Annotated in this window: 13 protein-coding genes and 1 tRNA gene; 3 read left to right on the top strand and 11 right to left on the bottom strand. The window is 59.2% G+C overall.

All coding sequences use genetic code 11. The annotated features are described in order from the left end of the window. Positions 1–101: 101 nt before the first annotated feature. The 3 genes from ampE to VNV36_RS15145 form a co-directional block, all read right to left on the bottom strand. The gene (gene ampE / locus VNV36_RS15155) at positions 102–941 is read right to left on the bottom strand and encodes a regulatory signaling modulator protein AmpE (RefSeq protein ID WP_325718468.1); all 840 of its coding nucleotides are present in this window, start codon (positions 939–941) and stop codon (positions 102–104) included. Next, positions 938–1,498, bottom strand: coding sequence for a 1,6-anhydro-N-acetylmuramyl-L-alanine amidase AmpD (gene ampD / locus VNV36_RS15150; protein WP_325718467.1), 561 nt, complete (start codon positions 1,496–1,498; stop codon positions 938–940). The genes ampE and ampD overlap by 4 nt, the downstream gene beginning before the upstream one ends. Before the next feature lie 64 nt (positions 1,499–1,562). Beyond that, a complete protein-coding gene (locus VNV36_RS15145) occupies positions 1,563–3,743 on the bottom strand; it encodes a DUF1631 domain-containing protein (RefSeq protein WP_325718466.1) in 2,181 nt (726 codons plus the stop codon). 267 nt (positions 3,744–4,010) lie between these two features. Between VNV36_RS15145 and nadC the strand changes: the two genes are divergently transcribed. Then, on the top strand, positions 4,011–4,859 hold the full coding sequence (gene nadC / locus VNV36_RS15140; protein WP_325718465.1) for a carboxylating nicotinate-nucleotide diphosphorylase: 849 nt from the start codon (positions 4,011–4,013) through the stop codon (positions 4,857–4,859). A gap of 51 nt (positions 4,860–4,910) precedes the next feature. Here nadC and VNV36_RS15135 read toward each other — a convergent pair whose 3' ends face one another. Next, on the bottom strand, positions 4,911–5,210 hold the full coding sequence (locus VNV36_RS15135) for a DUF6388 family protein (RefSeq protein WP_325718464.1): 300 nt from the start codon (positions 5,208–5,210) through the stop codon (positions 4,911–4,913). A gap of 356 nt (positions 5,211–5,566) precedes the next feature. On the opposite strand from VNV36_RS15135, the gene VNV36_RS15130 reads away from it, so the two are divergent. Both VNV36_RS15130 and VNV36_RS15125 read left to right on the top strand, forming a co-directional pair. Beyond that, the gene (locus VNV36_RS15130; protein WP_325718463.1) at positions 5,567–5,818 is read left to right on the top strand and encodes a type II toxin-antitoxin system HicA family toxin; all 252 of its coding nucleotides are present in this window, start codon (positions 5,567–5,569) and stop codon (positions 5,816–5,818) included. Then, complete coding sequence (locus VNV36_RS15125) at positions 5,815–6,156, top strand: type II toxin-antitoxin system HicB family antitoxin (protein WP_056782875.1); 342 nt, start codon at positions 5,815–5,817, stop codon at positions 6,154–6,156. Before VNV36_RS15130 ends, VNV36_RS15125 begins: the two co-directional genes overlap by 4 nt. Before the next feature lie 20 nt (positions 6,157–6,176). Here the strand turns inward: VNV36_RS15125 and VNV36_RS15120 are convergent. The 7 genes from VNV36_RS15120 to VNV36_RS15090 all read right to left on the bottom strand — a co-directional run. Then, positions 6,177–6,249: transfer RNA gene (locus VNV36_RS15120), tRNA-Thr, on the bottom strand. A 195-nt stretch (positions 6,250–6,444) separates the two neighbouring features. Then, on the bottom strand, positions 6,445–8,550 hold the full coding sequence (gene pnp, locus VNV36_RS15115; RefSeq protein WP_116657710.1) for a polyribonucleotide nucleotidyltransferase: 2,106 nt from the start codon (positions 8,548–8,550) through the stop codon (positions 6,445–6,447). 205 nt (positions 8,551–8,755) lie between these two features. After that, complete coding sequence (rpsO, locus tag VNV36_RS15110) at positions 8,756–9,025, bottom strand: 30S ribosomal protein S15 (RefSeq protein ID WP_325718462.1); 270 nt, start codon at positions 9,023–9,025, stop codon at positions 8,756–8,758. 144 nt (positions 9,026–9,169) lie between these two features. After that, the gene (gene truB / locus VNV36_RS15105; RefSeq protein ID WP_325718461.1) at positions 9,170–10,087 is read right to left on the bottom strand and encodes a tRNA pseudouridine(55) synthase TruB; all 918 of its coding nucleotides are present in this window, start codon (positions 10,085–10,087) and stop codon (positions 9,170–9,172) included. 4 nt (positions 10,088–10,091) lie between these two features. Beyond that, the gene (gene rbfA / locus VNV36_RS15100; protein WP_325718460.1) at positions 10,092–10,493 is read right to left on the bottom strand and encodes a 30S ribosome-binding factor RbfA; all 402 of its coding nucleotides are present in this window, start codon (positions 10,491–10,493) and stop codon (positions 10,092–10,094) included. Positions 10,494–10,652: 159 nt separating this feature from the next. Next, positions 10,653–13,184 (bottom strand): translation initiation factor IF-2, encoded by a 2,532-nt coding sequence (infB, locus tag VNV36_RS15095; RefSeq protein ID WP_325718459.1) that lies wholly within the window; start codon positions 13,182–13,184, stop codon positions 10,653–10,655. A 27-nt stretch (positions 13,185–13,211) separates the two neighbouring features. Then, positions 13,212–14,039 (bottom strand): transcription termination/antitermination protein NusA (locus VNV36_RS15090; protein ID WP_325718458.1); only part of this gene is annotated, 828 nt, incomplete at its 5' end.

Genomic DNA, 14,039 nt, shown 5'->3' with positions numbered 1-14,039 from the left:
ACGAAAAGATCGCAGCCTGCGGCAGCTCCTACAGGGAAATGCGTTCCAGGTAGGAGCTGCCGAAGGCTGCGATCTGTTGATCTTGCTTTGAAGCAGTGAAATCAGTGAACCATAACAGTCCACAAGGCAAACCCGGCATACCACAGCACCGCCGCGCGCAGCAGCAATTCCCATAGGCAGTCGAGGGTGTTGATGCCGTCCGGGCCGACCGCTGGCGGCGGGATCTCTCCGGCTGCCAGGCCGACCTTGTTGATCAACTGCGCGGCGCTGATGTTCCAGTTGAGCAATTCATGCAGCATTACCCGGCTGACCGCGACGAAGTTGCCGACCAGCGCCAGACTCGCTGCGAGCAAGCGCACCGGCACCCAATCAAATGCATGGCGCAGTTGCGCAGCACGCTCGACCAACGCTGGGTTAGTGCCGTGCACTTCGGCCAGCGCCAACAACCGATAGGCCAATGCCGCCACCGGGCCAAGGAGGAAATACCAGAAGATCACCGCGAAAAAACTCTGATAGGCCTGCCACAACAGATGCCCCTGCACCCGCTCGAGCAACTGCTCGCCGCTGTCGGCGCAGATGTTCAGGTCGCGCTTGGCCACGTGGGCGGCCGCTTGCAGATCTTCACGGCGCCAGGCATCGCGAAATGGCCCGAGGCCGCCGAGCAGATCGCCACGACCGAGGCTGTAAATCACCACCAGCAAATGCACCGGCAGCGCCAGCAACCCGTAGGCGACCGGTTCCAGCACCAGCAGCAACAGTGCCAGTAACGCCACCGGAAACAGCACCACAATCGTCAGCACCAGCCACGGTTGTTTGGCCAGGCGCTCGCTGGTTTCGAGTTTGTGCAATTCGCGGATCCATCCGCCGTCGCGTTGAAGCCGATGGCGCAGGGCCGAAAACTTCTCGATCCACAGCGCCAGCAGTAACACCAGAAAACTCATTGTCCTTCCTCTTTTGCCAGGGCGGCGCGGTAGCGTGCCCAGTCGAATGCCGGCCCCGGGTCGGTCTTGCGCCCCGGGGCGATATCGCTGTGTCCGCAGATACGCTGGTCGGTGATCGCCGGAAAGCGTGCCTGCAACTGTCGGGTCAGCGTAGTCAGCGCCCGATACTGTTCATCGGTGAACGGCAGATCATCGGTGCCTTCGAGTTCGATGCCCACGGAAAAATCGTTACAGGTTTCGCGGCCTTCGAACGTCGAAACGCCGGCATGCCACGCCCGCGCAAGACAAGAGACAAACTGGGTGACCTTGCCGTCACGTTCGATCAGAAAATGCGCCGACACGCGCAGATCGGCGATGCCTGCAAAGTACGGGTGTTCGGTGACATCCAGACGATTCTGGAAAAATTCCTGAACCTTGCCCGTAGCAAATTGCGCCGGCGGCAGGCTGATGTTGTGAATGACCAACAGGGAGACTTCGCCCGCCGGGCGCTCATTGAAGTTGGGTGACGGGCAGATCTGCACGCCATGACACCACCCGCTTGCGGGATCCAACTGCATACCGTTTCCTTCAACGCCGACCATGTTGGCGCCCAGTATGCCGCGATCCGCCCCCGACGCGCGATCACTTGCCGCGATTGAGCCGCCGCAGATCGCCCAGCACCGACTCCAGGGCGCGGTCGAACAGCAAGGTGTCGTCCAGCGCTCGCACGGCGCCACGGCTGAACGCGAGCGCCAGTTCGGTGCGGCTGCGCTCCCGCACTTTCATGCCGGTACGGTCGACGAAAACGTATTTGCCGGTCTCGTCGATGATCGCCGCAAGCTTGCAGCGCAGCGTCTGATCGTCGTCTTCGTCAAACACCACCCAATTGCCCACACGCAAGTGCTCGACCTGACGCAGACTGACGTCATCCTGTGGCAGGCGTGGAGATGGCGGCGCGGCGGAGCGCTGGTCGGCGGTCTGTTGCAAGGTTTGCAGCGAAACTTCGATCAGCGGTGTGGTGCTATGACCGGCATCGTCGGAACGCTCCAGCACGCGTACGTGCAGAGCCTCCAGTTCAGCGAAAAACTCACTGGTGGCGAACGGGTCGAACGCCGTGCTGTTCAGGCCATCGCGCAGCGACTTGAGCAAACCCGGCACCAGCGCCAGCAGGCGCAGACTGGATTCGGCGTCGTCATGCCGTTGCACGCTCCAGACCAATTGCTCCATGGTCTGCACATCGGCGTGCCATTCGGCGGACTGATCGCCATGTTTGAGGCAGGTCAGCAGCAGCACTTTGCTCCAGGCCTGCTGCACAAAACCGACCACCGAGGCCGGCAGCACTTTGCCCAGCATCGCCTGCTGTAAAGTCTGCTCGACGCGCCGCTGAGCGAGCTCGGCTTTGGCCCGGCCTTCCTCGGCATCACGCAGGCGTTGTTCGAGCAGTTCGGTGCGCCGGCGTTCGTCCTGTGTGAAAGCGAGGAAGTCAGCGAGCAGTTCGGAGAAGATTGCCGGGTCATCGACAAAATCGCTCAGCAAGCGCTGCACCACTTGCTCGATGCGCACATAGAGGCTGTCCCGTTCAGCGCCGTCACAGTCGCTCCAGCCCATCGCCGCTTCGGCGATTTCATTGAGCAGGCGCCGCGCCGGGTGCGTGCTGCGGCTGAAGAAACTCTTGTCGAGCACGGCGACCTTGAGCATCGGAATCTGCAATCGGGCAATCAGCGCCTTCAGCGCGTCGGGCACATTGCGATCCTCGAGAATGCAGTCGAAGACCATGGCGATCAGGTTGATCACATCTTCGTCGGCGGTCGCCACCACTCGGGATCTGCCGGTCCTGACGCTGACCCGGGTCAGCAACTGTTCGAGCTGATGGCGCAGATCGAAATCTTCCTGGGCCTCAAGCGCCGGTACGTATTGCTGCAAGTGCGACAACAAACGCAGCAGGTCCCGGGTGTTGATCGGATGCGCCGGGGCGCCTGGTTCCAGAGTTGGTGTGACGCGACCGCGTACATGTGCGAGCAACTGCTGCAACGCTGCGAACATTTCCTCCACGTCTTCGTCGGCCTGCTGCGGCTCGTCGAGTTCTTCGAGGGTCTCGGTCTGCGCACGCTCAACGGCGCGACGCGGCGTAGCCGGTTTCAGATGCGGCAACACGCCGGTGGCGAGCAGCAACTGATTGGCCTCGGCGTACAGTTGCTCGGTGTCGGCCAGCACGTAGCGTTCGAACAGCTTGAGCAGGATCAGCTTGACCTTGATCTCGACGCCGAGGTTACGCCCGGCCTGCAGGAAGTACTCGCAAAGCATCGCCGGACTCAGCGGATTGTGCTGATCTTCAAGGCGTTTGCCGAGCATCGAGCTGAACCGTGCGGTCAGTTGATCGAGGGCGAAGCCGTCCCGTTTGAGCACGCGGCTGACCATGGTTTGTACAGCGACGGTACGCTCCATGGCATCGGTGCGCGGGGCCGATTGTTCGACCACCAGCGTGTGCGGCAGAGTGCTGGCGGCGGGATCGTATTGAGTGAGGCCGGCGAAGGCTTCGAAAAACAGTTCGAGAAAGCCGCGCTCGATGTTCTTGCGCTTGAGGCGCAGGTCGCGCATGGCTTCGAAAAAGATGTTCTGATCGACGTCGTTGCGCGCCCGATCGGCCATTTCGAACAGCGTGTCGTCGGCGTTATCGAACAGCTCCTGCAAACCATGACGCAGCTGCTGCGCAGCCTTGTCGCGGACCTGCAGCAAAATCACCGGCAGGCGGGCGAGCGGCGAGTGGTCCGCCAGATCGGCAGTCGCCCGGTGCAAAGGCACCACTTTCCCGTCGTTGCGCATCCAAGCCTCCTGGAACGGTGATTCGGTTCGTCGCTTTGACACTGCCCCAGCGGAGTCGTTCGTCAAAGCCATGACGTCAAATACAAGGCGGATTATCTGGCAAAAGATGGCGGCGATGCTATAGGCCTCAGGGTTTCCCCTATACGTCACGCGCCACGCACTTGGCTCAGGAAAATCGACCAGATGCAGTCACGCACGCGCGTTCTCGCCTTGGGTTGGCTCGCACCCTGCCCCTATAATCGAACCACTTTGTTTGTGGAGTCCGTTATGCCGAATCTACGTCTCGCCGATCTGACCGCCGAAATTGAAAACAACGTGCGCCGCGCGTTGCTCGAAGACGTCGGCAGCGGCGACATCACCGCGCAACTGATCCCGGCCGAACGCCTGGCCAAAGCCACCATCATCACCCGTGACGACGCCGTCATTTGCGGCACCGCGTGGGTCGATGGGGTTTTTCGCCAGCTCGATCCGCGCGTGGCGGTGCATTGGCAGGTAGTCGATGGCCAACGGGCCAAAGCCAATCAGCCGCTGTTCCACCTCGAAGGCCCGGCTCGCTCACTGCTGACGGGCGAACGCAGCGCGTTGAACTTCCTGCAGCTGCTTTCCGGTGTGGCGACGCGCGCACAGTACCTGGCGGACTTCGTCGCCGAGACTCAGGTCAAATTGCTCGACACCCGCAAGACCTTGCCCGGCCTGCGTCTGGCGCAGAAATACGCGGTGACCTGCGGCGGCTGCCACAACCACCGCATCGGTCTGTACGACGCCTTCCTGATCAAGGAAAACCACATTGCCGCCAGTGGTGGCATTGCCGAAGCCGTGGCCGCCGCGCACAAGATCGCCCCGGGCAAACCGGTGGAAATCGAAGTGGAAAGTCTTGAAGAGTTGAAGCAAGCGCTGGAAGCCGGCGCCGACATCATCATGCTCGACGAACTGAGCCTGGAGGACATGCGCGAAGCGGTACGGCTGACCGCTGGCAAAGCGAAACTGGAAGCCAGCGGCGGCATCAACGAAAGCACGCTGCTGCCAATCGCCGAAACGGGCGTGGATTACATCTCGATCGGTGCGATGACCAAGGATGTCAAAGCGGTGGATCTGTCGATGCGACTGAGTCTCTGACGGCTGCGGGCAATAAAAAACGCCAGCCCGGTTGAGGCTGGCGTTTTTGTTTCAGACCACCAGATTGTTCATCTCGCAATACTCGTCCCACTCGACACCCAACACTTCGGCGGCCTCTTTATGCAGTTCCAGGCGCTTGGCCTCGAACTCCTCCGGCGTACTCGTGTACTTGAGGGTCAGCTCCCACGGCTGCAAGCCCTGCGCTTCGGCTTCGTCTTCGAAGGCCCACTGGATCTGGTCTTTCTGATCATCGGGACTCAGGTCCTTGATCTCTTCCTTCAGGTCCGGCACATCCAGAAGGTATTTTTCCAGCGCTTGTTCGTGGCGTTGCTCTTGGGTCAATTCAGTCATGGGGTTCTCGCTGATCTTAAGAATGGAGGATGGATCTGGATCATCAAGGATCTCTCTGACGCAGGAAGCCATTGGAAGCTCGGTTTTTTTCCTGGCCTTCAGGACCATTCGTGGATCATCTGAAAACAACGGTGCTTGCTTGTCTGGTACGAAGGAATCCTAACAGAGACGCAAGCCAGTGCAACCGGGGGAATGAAATGAAGGGTGGTATGCGCTTGGTTACAGTTTCCTGTTTCCATGCGCGAAATTCACTGCGTATAAATCCTCGCCATCGCCTTTGAGGGCAAGGCGAACGAAACCTTCACATTGACCGCCCAAAAACAGGCAACTATATTCAGTTGCAATCATAGGCCAGCATGTCAAAGACTGAAAAACTTTTCGCCAAACTAGTCAACGACCAAAGCGCATTCACATGGTCCGAGCTTGTCACTCTGTTGGGGCGTCTTGGTTACTCTCAGCTGGAAGGATCCGGTAGCAGGATCAAATTCGACAACGGGAATCCGCGCGCAATGATCAACCTGCACAAGCCACATCCCGGAAATGAAATCAAAACATACGCAAGACGCCAGATTATCGAGCAACTGAAAACAGGAGGACTGATTCCATGAGTTCCCAACTGCACTACAAAGGCTATGTTGGCTCTATTGAGGCAAGCACCGAGGATAAGTGCTTGTTCGGAAAACTCCTTTTCATCAGGGCGCTGGTTAATTATGAAGGACAAACGGTGGCTGAACTGGAAGCAGCCTTTCGCGAGGCGGTAGATGACTATTTACAAACCTGTCAGCAGCTCGGGCAGAAGCCTGAAATCCCATGCAAAGGATCGTTCAATGTTCGCATCGGTCACGATCTGCATTTAGCAGCGGCTCTGGCGGCAACCCGTCAAAATGTGTCGTTGAATGATCTGACACGTCAAGCACTGAACGAATACCTCCAACACCACGCATAAAACCGAAGGCGAAAATTTTTTGCCCGAGACAGGAATCGAACCTGCGACCTTCGCGTTACGAGTGCGCTGCTCTACCGGCTGAGCTACACGGGCGGTGGGCTAAAGCTAGCACCGGTTTTCACAAAAGCAAAGATCGCAGCCTGCGGCAGCTCATACACAAGCGGGTGAGAACCCGATCCCGTAGGAGCTGCCGCAGGCTGCGATCTTTTGCTCTTTATTTCATGCAAAAAAATGCCCCCGCCGTTTGCACGGCGGGGGCATCTTCATTGCGCTAAAGCCTTGGGGTGATTAAACGCCCGATGCCTTGGCAGCTGCCACGTCTTTGATGGACAGCTTGATACGGCCGCGGTTGTCGACGTCCAGTACCAGTACTTCCACTTCCTGGCCTTCTTTGAGGATATCGGTGACTTTTTCTACGCGAGCGTCGCTCAGCATCGAGATGTGCACCAGACCGTCCTTGCCCGGCAGGATGTTGACGAACGCGCCGAAGTCGACGATGCGCTCAACCTTGCCGACGTAGATCTTGCCGATCTCGGCTTCTGCGGTGATGCTCAGAACGCGCTGACGCGCGGCCTCTGCGGCATCCTTGGTTTCGCCGAAGATCTTGATCGAGCCGTCGTCTTCGATGTCGATCGAAGCCTTGGTTTCTTCGCAGATCGCACGGATGGTCGCGCCACCTTTACCGATAACGTCACGGATCTTGTCGGTGTCGATCTTCATCGCGATCATGGTCGGAGCGTTGGCCGACAGCTCGGTACGCGACTGGCCAATGATCTGGTTCATCTGGCCGAGGATGTTCAGGCGCGCTTCAAGGGCCTGGCCCAGAGCGATTTCCATGATCTCTTCGGTGATGCCCTTGATCTTGATGTCCATCTGCAGCGCAGTAACGCCTTTGGCGGTACCGGCTACCTTGAAGTCCATGTCGCCCAGGTGATCTTCGTCGCCGAGGATGTCGGTCAGGACGGCGAACTTCTCGCCTTCTTTAACCAGACCCATGGCGATACCGGCCACCGGTGCTTTCATCGGCACACCAGCATCCATCAGTGCGAGGGAAGCGCCGCACACGGAAGCCATCGAGCTCGAACCGTTGGATTCGGTGATTTCCGAGACCACGCGGATGGTGTATGGGAACACGTCAGCGGCTGGCAGCATGGCCGAAACCGAACGACGGGCCAGACGGCCGTGACCGATTTCGCGACGACCGGCGCCACCCATGCGACCACACTCGCCCACCGAGAACGGCGGGAAGTTGTAGTGCAGCATGAACGGGTCTTTCTTTTCGCCTTCCAGGGTGTCGAGCAGCTGCGCGTCACGGGCGGTGCCCAGTGTTGCCACAACCAGTGCCTGGGTTTCGCCACGGGTGAACAGCGCCGAACCGTGAGTCTTCGGCAGAACGCCGACTTCGATGTTCAGCGGACGTACGGTGCGGGTGTCGCGACCGTCGATACGAGGCTTGCCGTTGACGATGTTTTCGCGAACGGTGCGGTATTCGATTTCGCCGAAGGCTGCTTTGACTTCAGCAGCGCTAGGCTGGCCTTCTTCACCGGACAGCTTGGCAACCACCTGGTCACGCAGCTCGCCCAGACGCGCGTAGCGGTCGGCCTTGATGGTGATGGTGTAAGCCTGGGAGATCGCTTCGCCGAACTCGGCACGGATAGCGCCCAGCAGTTCGGTGGCTTCTGGCTGTGGCGCCCAGTTCCAGGTTGGCTTGGCGGCTTCGGCAGCCAGTTCTTTCACAGCGTTGATCACAACCTGGAATTCGTCGTGAGCGAACAGTACCGCGCCCAGCATCTGGTCTTCGGTCAGCTCTTTGGCTTCCGATTCAACCATCAGCACGGCGTCGGAGGTACCGGCAACGACCATGTCCAGGCTCGAAGCGGCCTGCTGTTCGTAAGTCGGGTTCAGCAGGTAGCCGGTGCTTTCGTGGAAGGCCACGCGAGCGGCGCCGATCGGGCCGTCGAACGGAATGCCGGAAATGGCCAGGGCAGCCGAGGTACCGATCATCGCAGCGATGTCCGGATCGGTCTTCTTGCTGGTGGAAACGACGGTGCAGACAACCTGCACTTCGTTCATGAAGCCTTCAGGAAACAGCGGACGGATCGGACGGTCGATCAGTCGGGAAGTCAGGGTTTCCTTCTCGGAAGGACGGCCTTCACGCTTGAAGAAACCGCCAGGGATCTTACCGGCAGCGTAAGTCTTTTCCTGGTAGTGGACGGACAGAGGGAAGAAGCCCTTGCCCGGATCGGCTTGCTTTGCACCGACAACAGTCACCAACACGCTGACGTCGTCGTCAACGGTGACCAATACTGCGCCGGAGGCCTGACGGGCGATACGGCCTGTCTCGAGGGTAACGGTCGATTGACCGAACTGGAATTTTTTGATTACCGGGTTCACGGTGTCCTACCTTCTTTGTGGCTCTTGGGGGAAACGGTTTCTTGCGAATTCTTGGGCAATCTCGGGAATCGGCCCGATGGCAATTGTCCGGGTGCTACAGGGTAAAGCCATGCTGCAGATAAAACTTGAGGCTGGGAGCCTGCAAGACGCCAGCGGAAAACCGCTGACGCCTGACAGACCACCAACCTCATAGCGCAATCGCTGATTAGCGACGCAGACCCAGGCGAGCGATCAGAGCGGCGTACCGGCTCACGTCCTTGCCTTTCAGGTAGTCCAGCAGCTTGCGACGCTGGTTAACCATGCGGATCAGACCACGACGGGAGTGGTGATCTTTACCGTTGGCCTTGAAGTGACCTTGCAGTTTGTTGATGTTGTGGGTCAGCAGTGCAACTTGCACTTCTGGCGAACCAGTGTCACCAACAGCTTGCTGGTAGTCAGCAACGATTTGAGCTTTTTCTTGAACGTCGAGAGCCATGAGGCAATCCTTCCTTATCAGGAAACTGTTTCAGGGAAACAGCTTCAACAGGCCAGGGACAAATCCCTGTATCTATAAATGAGTAGTGACCATGCCTGTTAACAGCCACACTCGCCGGCCTGCTGTTACGCAGACCGGTTCCGGTCATTCTGACCGAATCAAGCGACGTGGCGCGATTCGCCCGTCTTCGCTCACTTCACCGATACCGATGAAGCGACCATTGTGATCCTGAACTCGTACCATGCCGAACTTCGGTGCATCCGGGGCACGTACCGGCTGGCCGTTGAGCCAGTAGAACGCGCTTGCTTCCGAGAAGTGCAGCAACGGCCAATCCTGCAGGCCGCTGTCCGAGGGCATCAGAAAGCGGTCGACCGCTTCGTTGCCGCCTTCGGCATGTACCGCTTCCAGCTCTTCGAGGGTCACGGTCTGCGCCAGGGTGAAAGGCCCGGCCTGGGTACGACGCAGTTCTGCGACGTACGCACCACAACCGAGTTGCTCACCAATATCCTCTACCAGGGTGCGAATATAGGTGCCCTTGCTGCAGTCCACCGCAAGACGCGCAGTATCGCCTTCGAAGGCCAGCAATTCCAAGCGCGCAATAGTAACAGAACGCGGTTCGCGCTCCACTACTTCGCCTGCACGTGCCAGTTTGTACAGCGGCTGGCCATCACGCTTGAGCGCCGAGTACATCGGCGGTATCTGACTGATTTGCCCGCGAAATTTCGGCAGAACCGCTTCGATATCGGCGCGACCAACGGTCACCGGACGCTCCCGCAAAACCTCACCTTCGGCATCGGCCGTGGTGGTGGTCTTGCCCAGTTGCGCCAGGGTCTCATAGCCCTTGTCGGAATCGAGCAGGTATTGCGAAAACTTGGTCGCCTCGCCGAAGCACAGCGGCAATACGCCGGTGGCCAGCGGATCGAGGCTGCCGGTGTGCCCGGCCTTCTCGGCATTGAGCAGCCAGCGCACCTTCTGCAACGCGGCGTTGGAAGTGAATCCCAACGGCTTGTCGAGCAGGATGATGCCGCTGACGTTACGACGGATACGTTTGACCTGAGCCACCGAATTACTCCTTGGTGTCTTCAGGTGCAGGAGCGGCAACGTGCTGATTGTCTTCAGCGACGGCGCGCTCGATCAGCGCCGACAGATGCGCGCCACGCACGACAGATTCGTCGTAGTGGAAATGCAATTGCGGCACGCTGCGTAGCTTCATCTCGCGGGCCAATTGCATGCGCAGGAAACCTGCGGCGGCATTGAGCACCTTGATGCTTTGCGCGATATCGTCAGCGTTGTCCTGGCCCATCACGGTGATGAAAATCTTCGCGTGACCGACATCACGGGACACTTCCACAGCGGTGATGGTGACCAGGCCGACGCGCGGGTCTTTGACTTCGCGACGGATCAGTTGAGCCAGCTCGCGCTGCATCTGATCGCCGATACGTTGGGTACGGCTGTATTCTTTTGCCATGATTTGTTACCTGTTACTGCCCAGCGGTGAAACCCGCAAGGTCTGAAAGCGGCAAACGCCCGGCCTGACAAAAGCCAGACCGGGCGTTGCGTTTAGAGTCCGGACGCTGCGCCGTGCATTTGCATGCTACGGCGCATCGTGGCCCTTGAAGTGCGCGAGTCAGAGGCTGCGAGCAACCTGAACCTTCTCGAAGACTTCAATCTTGTCGCCGACTTTGACGTCGTTGTAGCTCTTCACGCCGATACCGCATTCCATGCCGGCACGCACTTCGGAAGCGTCATCCTTGAAGCGGCGCAGGGATTCCAGCTCGCCTTCGAAGATAACGATGTCTTCACGCAGTACGCGGATCGGACGGTTACGGTGCACGACACCTTCGATCACCATGCAACCGGCGATCGCGCCAAACTTCGGCGAACGGAACACGTCACGCACTTCGGCCACACCCAGGATGTTCTCGCGAACATCGCTGCCGAGCATGCCGGTCAGGGCTTTCTTGACGTCTTCGATGATGTCGTAGATCACGTTGTAGTAACGCATATCCAGACCTTCCTGCTCGACGATCTTGCGAGCGCCAGCATCGGCACGCACGTTGAAGCCGAACAGTACAGCGTTGGAAGCCAGTGCCAGGTTGGCGTCGGACTCGGTGATACCACCGACACCGCCACCCACTACGCGCACTTGGACTTCGTCGTTGCCCAGGCCATTCAAGGCACCGTTCAACGCTTCCAGCGAACCACGGACGTCGGATTTGAGGACGATATTGAGCGTCTTCTTCTCGGCCTGACCCATGTTCTCGAAGATGTTTTCCAGCTTGCCAGCGTGAGCGCGAGCCAGTTTGACTTCGCGGAACTTGCCTTGACGGAACAGAGCCACTTCACGGGCTTTCTTCTCGTCGGCAACCACGCTCATCTCGTCGCCAGCGTCCGGGGTACCGTCCAGGCCGAGGATCTCGACAGGGATGGAAGGACCGGCTTCCTTGATTGGCTTGCCGTTCTCGTCGAGCATGGCACGCACGCGGCCATAGTTCGAACCGACCAGAACCATGTCGCCTTGACGCAGAGTACCGTCCTGAACCAGCACGGTTGCGACCGGGCCACGGCCCTTGTCGAGACGCGATTCAACCACGACACCACGGCCAGGAGCCGATGGGGTTGCCTTCAGTTCGAGAACTTCGGCCTGCAGCAGAACGGCTTCAAGCAGCTCGTCCACGCCAGTACCCATCTTCGCCGAAACCGGAACGAATGGCGTGTCGCCACCCCAGTCTTCGGAAGTCACGCCGTGAACCGACAGTTCGCTGCGGATGCGATCGAGATCGGCGCCCGGCTTGTCGATTTTGTTCACTGCAACCACCAGAGGCACGCCAGCTGCCTGAGCATGCTGAACCGCTTCGATGGTTTGCGGCATCACGCCGTCGTCCGCTGCAACCACGAGGATCACGATATCGGTCGCCTTGGCACCACGGGCACGCATTGCGGTAAACGCGGCGTGACCCGGAGTATCGAGGAAGGTGACCATGCCGCGATCGGTTTCAACGTGGTAGGCACCGATATGCTGGGTGATACCGCCGGCCTCGCCAGCAGCTACCTTGGCACGACGGATGTAGTCGAGCAGCGAGGTCTTGCCGTGGTCAACGTGGCCCATTACGGTCACGACTGGTGCACGGGAGAACGACTCACCTTCAAACTTCAGGGACTCGGCCAGGGAATCTTCCAGGGCAGTGTCGCTGACCAGGGTCACTTTGTGGCCCAGTTCTTCAGCTACCAGTTGAGCAGTTTCCTGATCAAGCACCTGGTTGATGGTCGCTGGGGTACCCAGTTTGAACATGAACTTGATGATTTCAGCCGCCTTGACCGACATCTGATTGGCGAGATCGCCAACCGTGATGGTCTCGCCGATCTGCACATCACGCACGACAGGGCCGGTCGGGCTCTGGAAACCGTGGGCGTTGCGCTTCTTCAGCTTGGCCTTGCCGCGACCACCACGACGGAAGCCATCGCTTTCTTCGTCGGTAGTGCGTGGCGCCACACGTGGCGCCGGGGCTTTTTCCTTGACCGATGCGCGATGCGGAGCGTTTTTGCGCTCGCCATCACCGCCACCGCTGCGACGATTGTTGTCGTCGGCACGTGGCTTGTCCGGACGGCGCTGTTCGTTCTGCTTGTTGCGAACGTCAGCCGACGGCGCAGGAGCAGCCGCTACCACCGGTGCGCTTTCGCGAACAGGTTCGGCAACTGCAGCCGGTGCCGCAACGGCGTCGCTGGCAGCGGTTTGCGCAGCAGCAGGCTGGCGACGCGCTTCTTCTTCGGCGCGTTGCTTGGCTTCTTCTTCAGCCTTCTGACGAGCAGCATTTTCTACTGCGCGACGCTCATCCAGTTCACGCTTGCGCTCGGCTTCGATTTCTTCCGGGCTGCGCTGTACGAAAACCTTCTTCTTGCGAACTTCAACGCTGATGCTCTTGCTACCAGCCACACGAAGGGTGCTGGTGGTTTTACGCTGCAGCGTGATCTTGCGTGGTTCTTCCACTTTCGCCTTGTGACTGCTCTTCAAGTGAGTCAGCAGGGATTGCTTCTCACTGTCAGTCACATTTTCGTCGGCGGCGGTGTGCGGCAGACCTGCCTCACGCATCTGCTGCAACAGGCGCTCTACCGGTGTTTTGACCTCATCGGCCAGTTGTTTCACCGTGACTTGCGTCATGCACTTCTCTCCTCAGGCCGCGCCTAATTACTCGAACCAGTGGGCTCGGGCGGCCATGATCAACTTGCCGGCACGATCATCGTCAATGCCGTCGATGTCGAGCAGGTCGTCAATAGACTGCTCGGCCAGGTCTTCGCGGGTAATTACGCCGCGCACCGCCAGTTCCATCGCCAAATCCTTGTCCATACCCTCAAGCGAGAGCAGGTCTTCGGCCGGATGGGCGTCTGCCAGCTTTTCCTCAGTAGCGATAGCTTTGGTCAACAAACGATCCTTGGCCCGAGCGCGAAGCTCGTTGACGATTTCCTCGTCAAAGCCGTCGATGTTGAGCATTTCTTCCACCGGTACGTAGGCAATCTCTTCCAGGCTGGTAAAGCCTTCATCCACCAGCACCTGTGCCAGCTCTTCGTCGACTTCAAGCTCGTCGATGAAGTTGCGCAGGATGTCGCCGGTTTCAGCTTGTTGCTTAGCCTGGATGTCCGATTCGGTCATCACGTTCAGGGTCCAACCGGTCAACTGGCTGGCCAGACGCACGTTCTGACCACCGCGACCGATGGCCTGAGCCAGATTGTCTGCGCCAACGGCGATGTCCATGGCATGGGCATCTTCGTCGACGATAATTGCCGCCACTTCAGCAGGCGACATGGCGTTGATCACGAACTGAGCCGGGTTGTCGTCCCACAGGACGATGTCCACGCGCTCGCCGCCCAACTCGCCGGATACGGCCTGGACACGCGAACCACGCATGCCGATGCAAGCACCTTGCGGGTCGATGCGCTTGTCCTTGGAGCGGACCGCGATCTTGGCACGCGAACCCGGATCACGGGAGGCAGCCATTACTTCGATCAGGCCTTCAGC

It is taken from the genome of Pseudomonas sp. (assembly GCF_035554175.1).
In the GTDB taxonomy this organism is placed as follows: domain Bacteria; phylum Pseudomonadota; class Gammaproteobacteria; order Pseudomonadales; family Pseudomonadaceae; genus Aquipseudomonas.
The sequence above is the reverse complement of the archived record's forward strand: the minus strand, read 5'-3'. Positions and strand labels throughout refer to the sequence as shown.

What these genes read in the sequence shown, in the direction of transcription:
- ampE (WP_325718468.1), bottom strand. Translation starts at nt 941, where the DNA reads ATGAGTTTTCTGGTGTTACTGCTGGCGCTGTGGATCGAGAAGTTTTCG.
- ampD (WP_325718467.1), bottom strand. Translation starts at nt 1,498, where the DNA reads ATGCAGTTGGATCCCGCAAGCGGGTGGTGTCATGGCGTGCAGATCTGC.
- VNV36_RS15145 (WP_325718466.1), bottom strand. Translation starts at nt 3,743, where the DNA reads ATGCGCAACGACGGGAAAGTGGTGCCTTTGCACCGGGCGACTGCCGAT.
- nadC (WP_325718465.1), top strand. Translation starts at nt 4,011, where the DNA reads ATGCCGAATCTACGTCTCGCCGATCTGACCGCCGAAATTGAAAACAAC.
- VNV36_RS15135 (WP_325718464.1), bottom strand. Translation starts at nt 5,210, where the DNA reads ATGACTGAATTGACCCAAGAGCAACGCCACGAACAAGCGCTGGAAAAA.
- VNV36_RS15130 (WP_325718463.1), top strand. Translation starts at nt 5,567, where the DNA reads ATGTCAAAGACTGAAAAACTTTTCGCCAAACTAGTCAACGACCAAAGC.
- VNV36_RS15125 (WP_056782875.1), top strand. Translation starts at nt 5,815, where the DNA reads ATGAGTTCCCAACTGCACTACAAAGGCTATGTTGGCTCTATTGAGGCA.
- rpsO (WP_325718462.1), bottom strand. Translation starts at nt 9,025, where the DNA reads ATGGCTCTCGACGTTCAAGAAAAAGCTCAAATCGTTGCTGACTACCAG.
- rbfA (WP_325718460.1), bottom strand. Translation starts at nt 10,493, where the DNA reads ATGGCAAAAGAATACAGCCGTACCCAACGTATCGGCGATCAGATGCAG.
- infB (WP_325718459.1), bottom strand. Translation starts at nt 13,184, where the DNA reads ATGACGCAAGTCACGGTGAAACAACTGGCCGATGAGGTCAAAACACCG.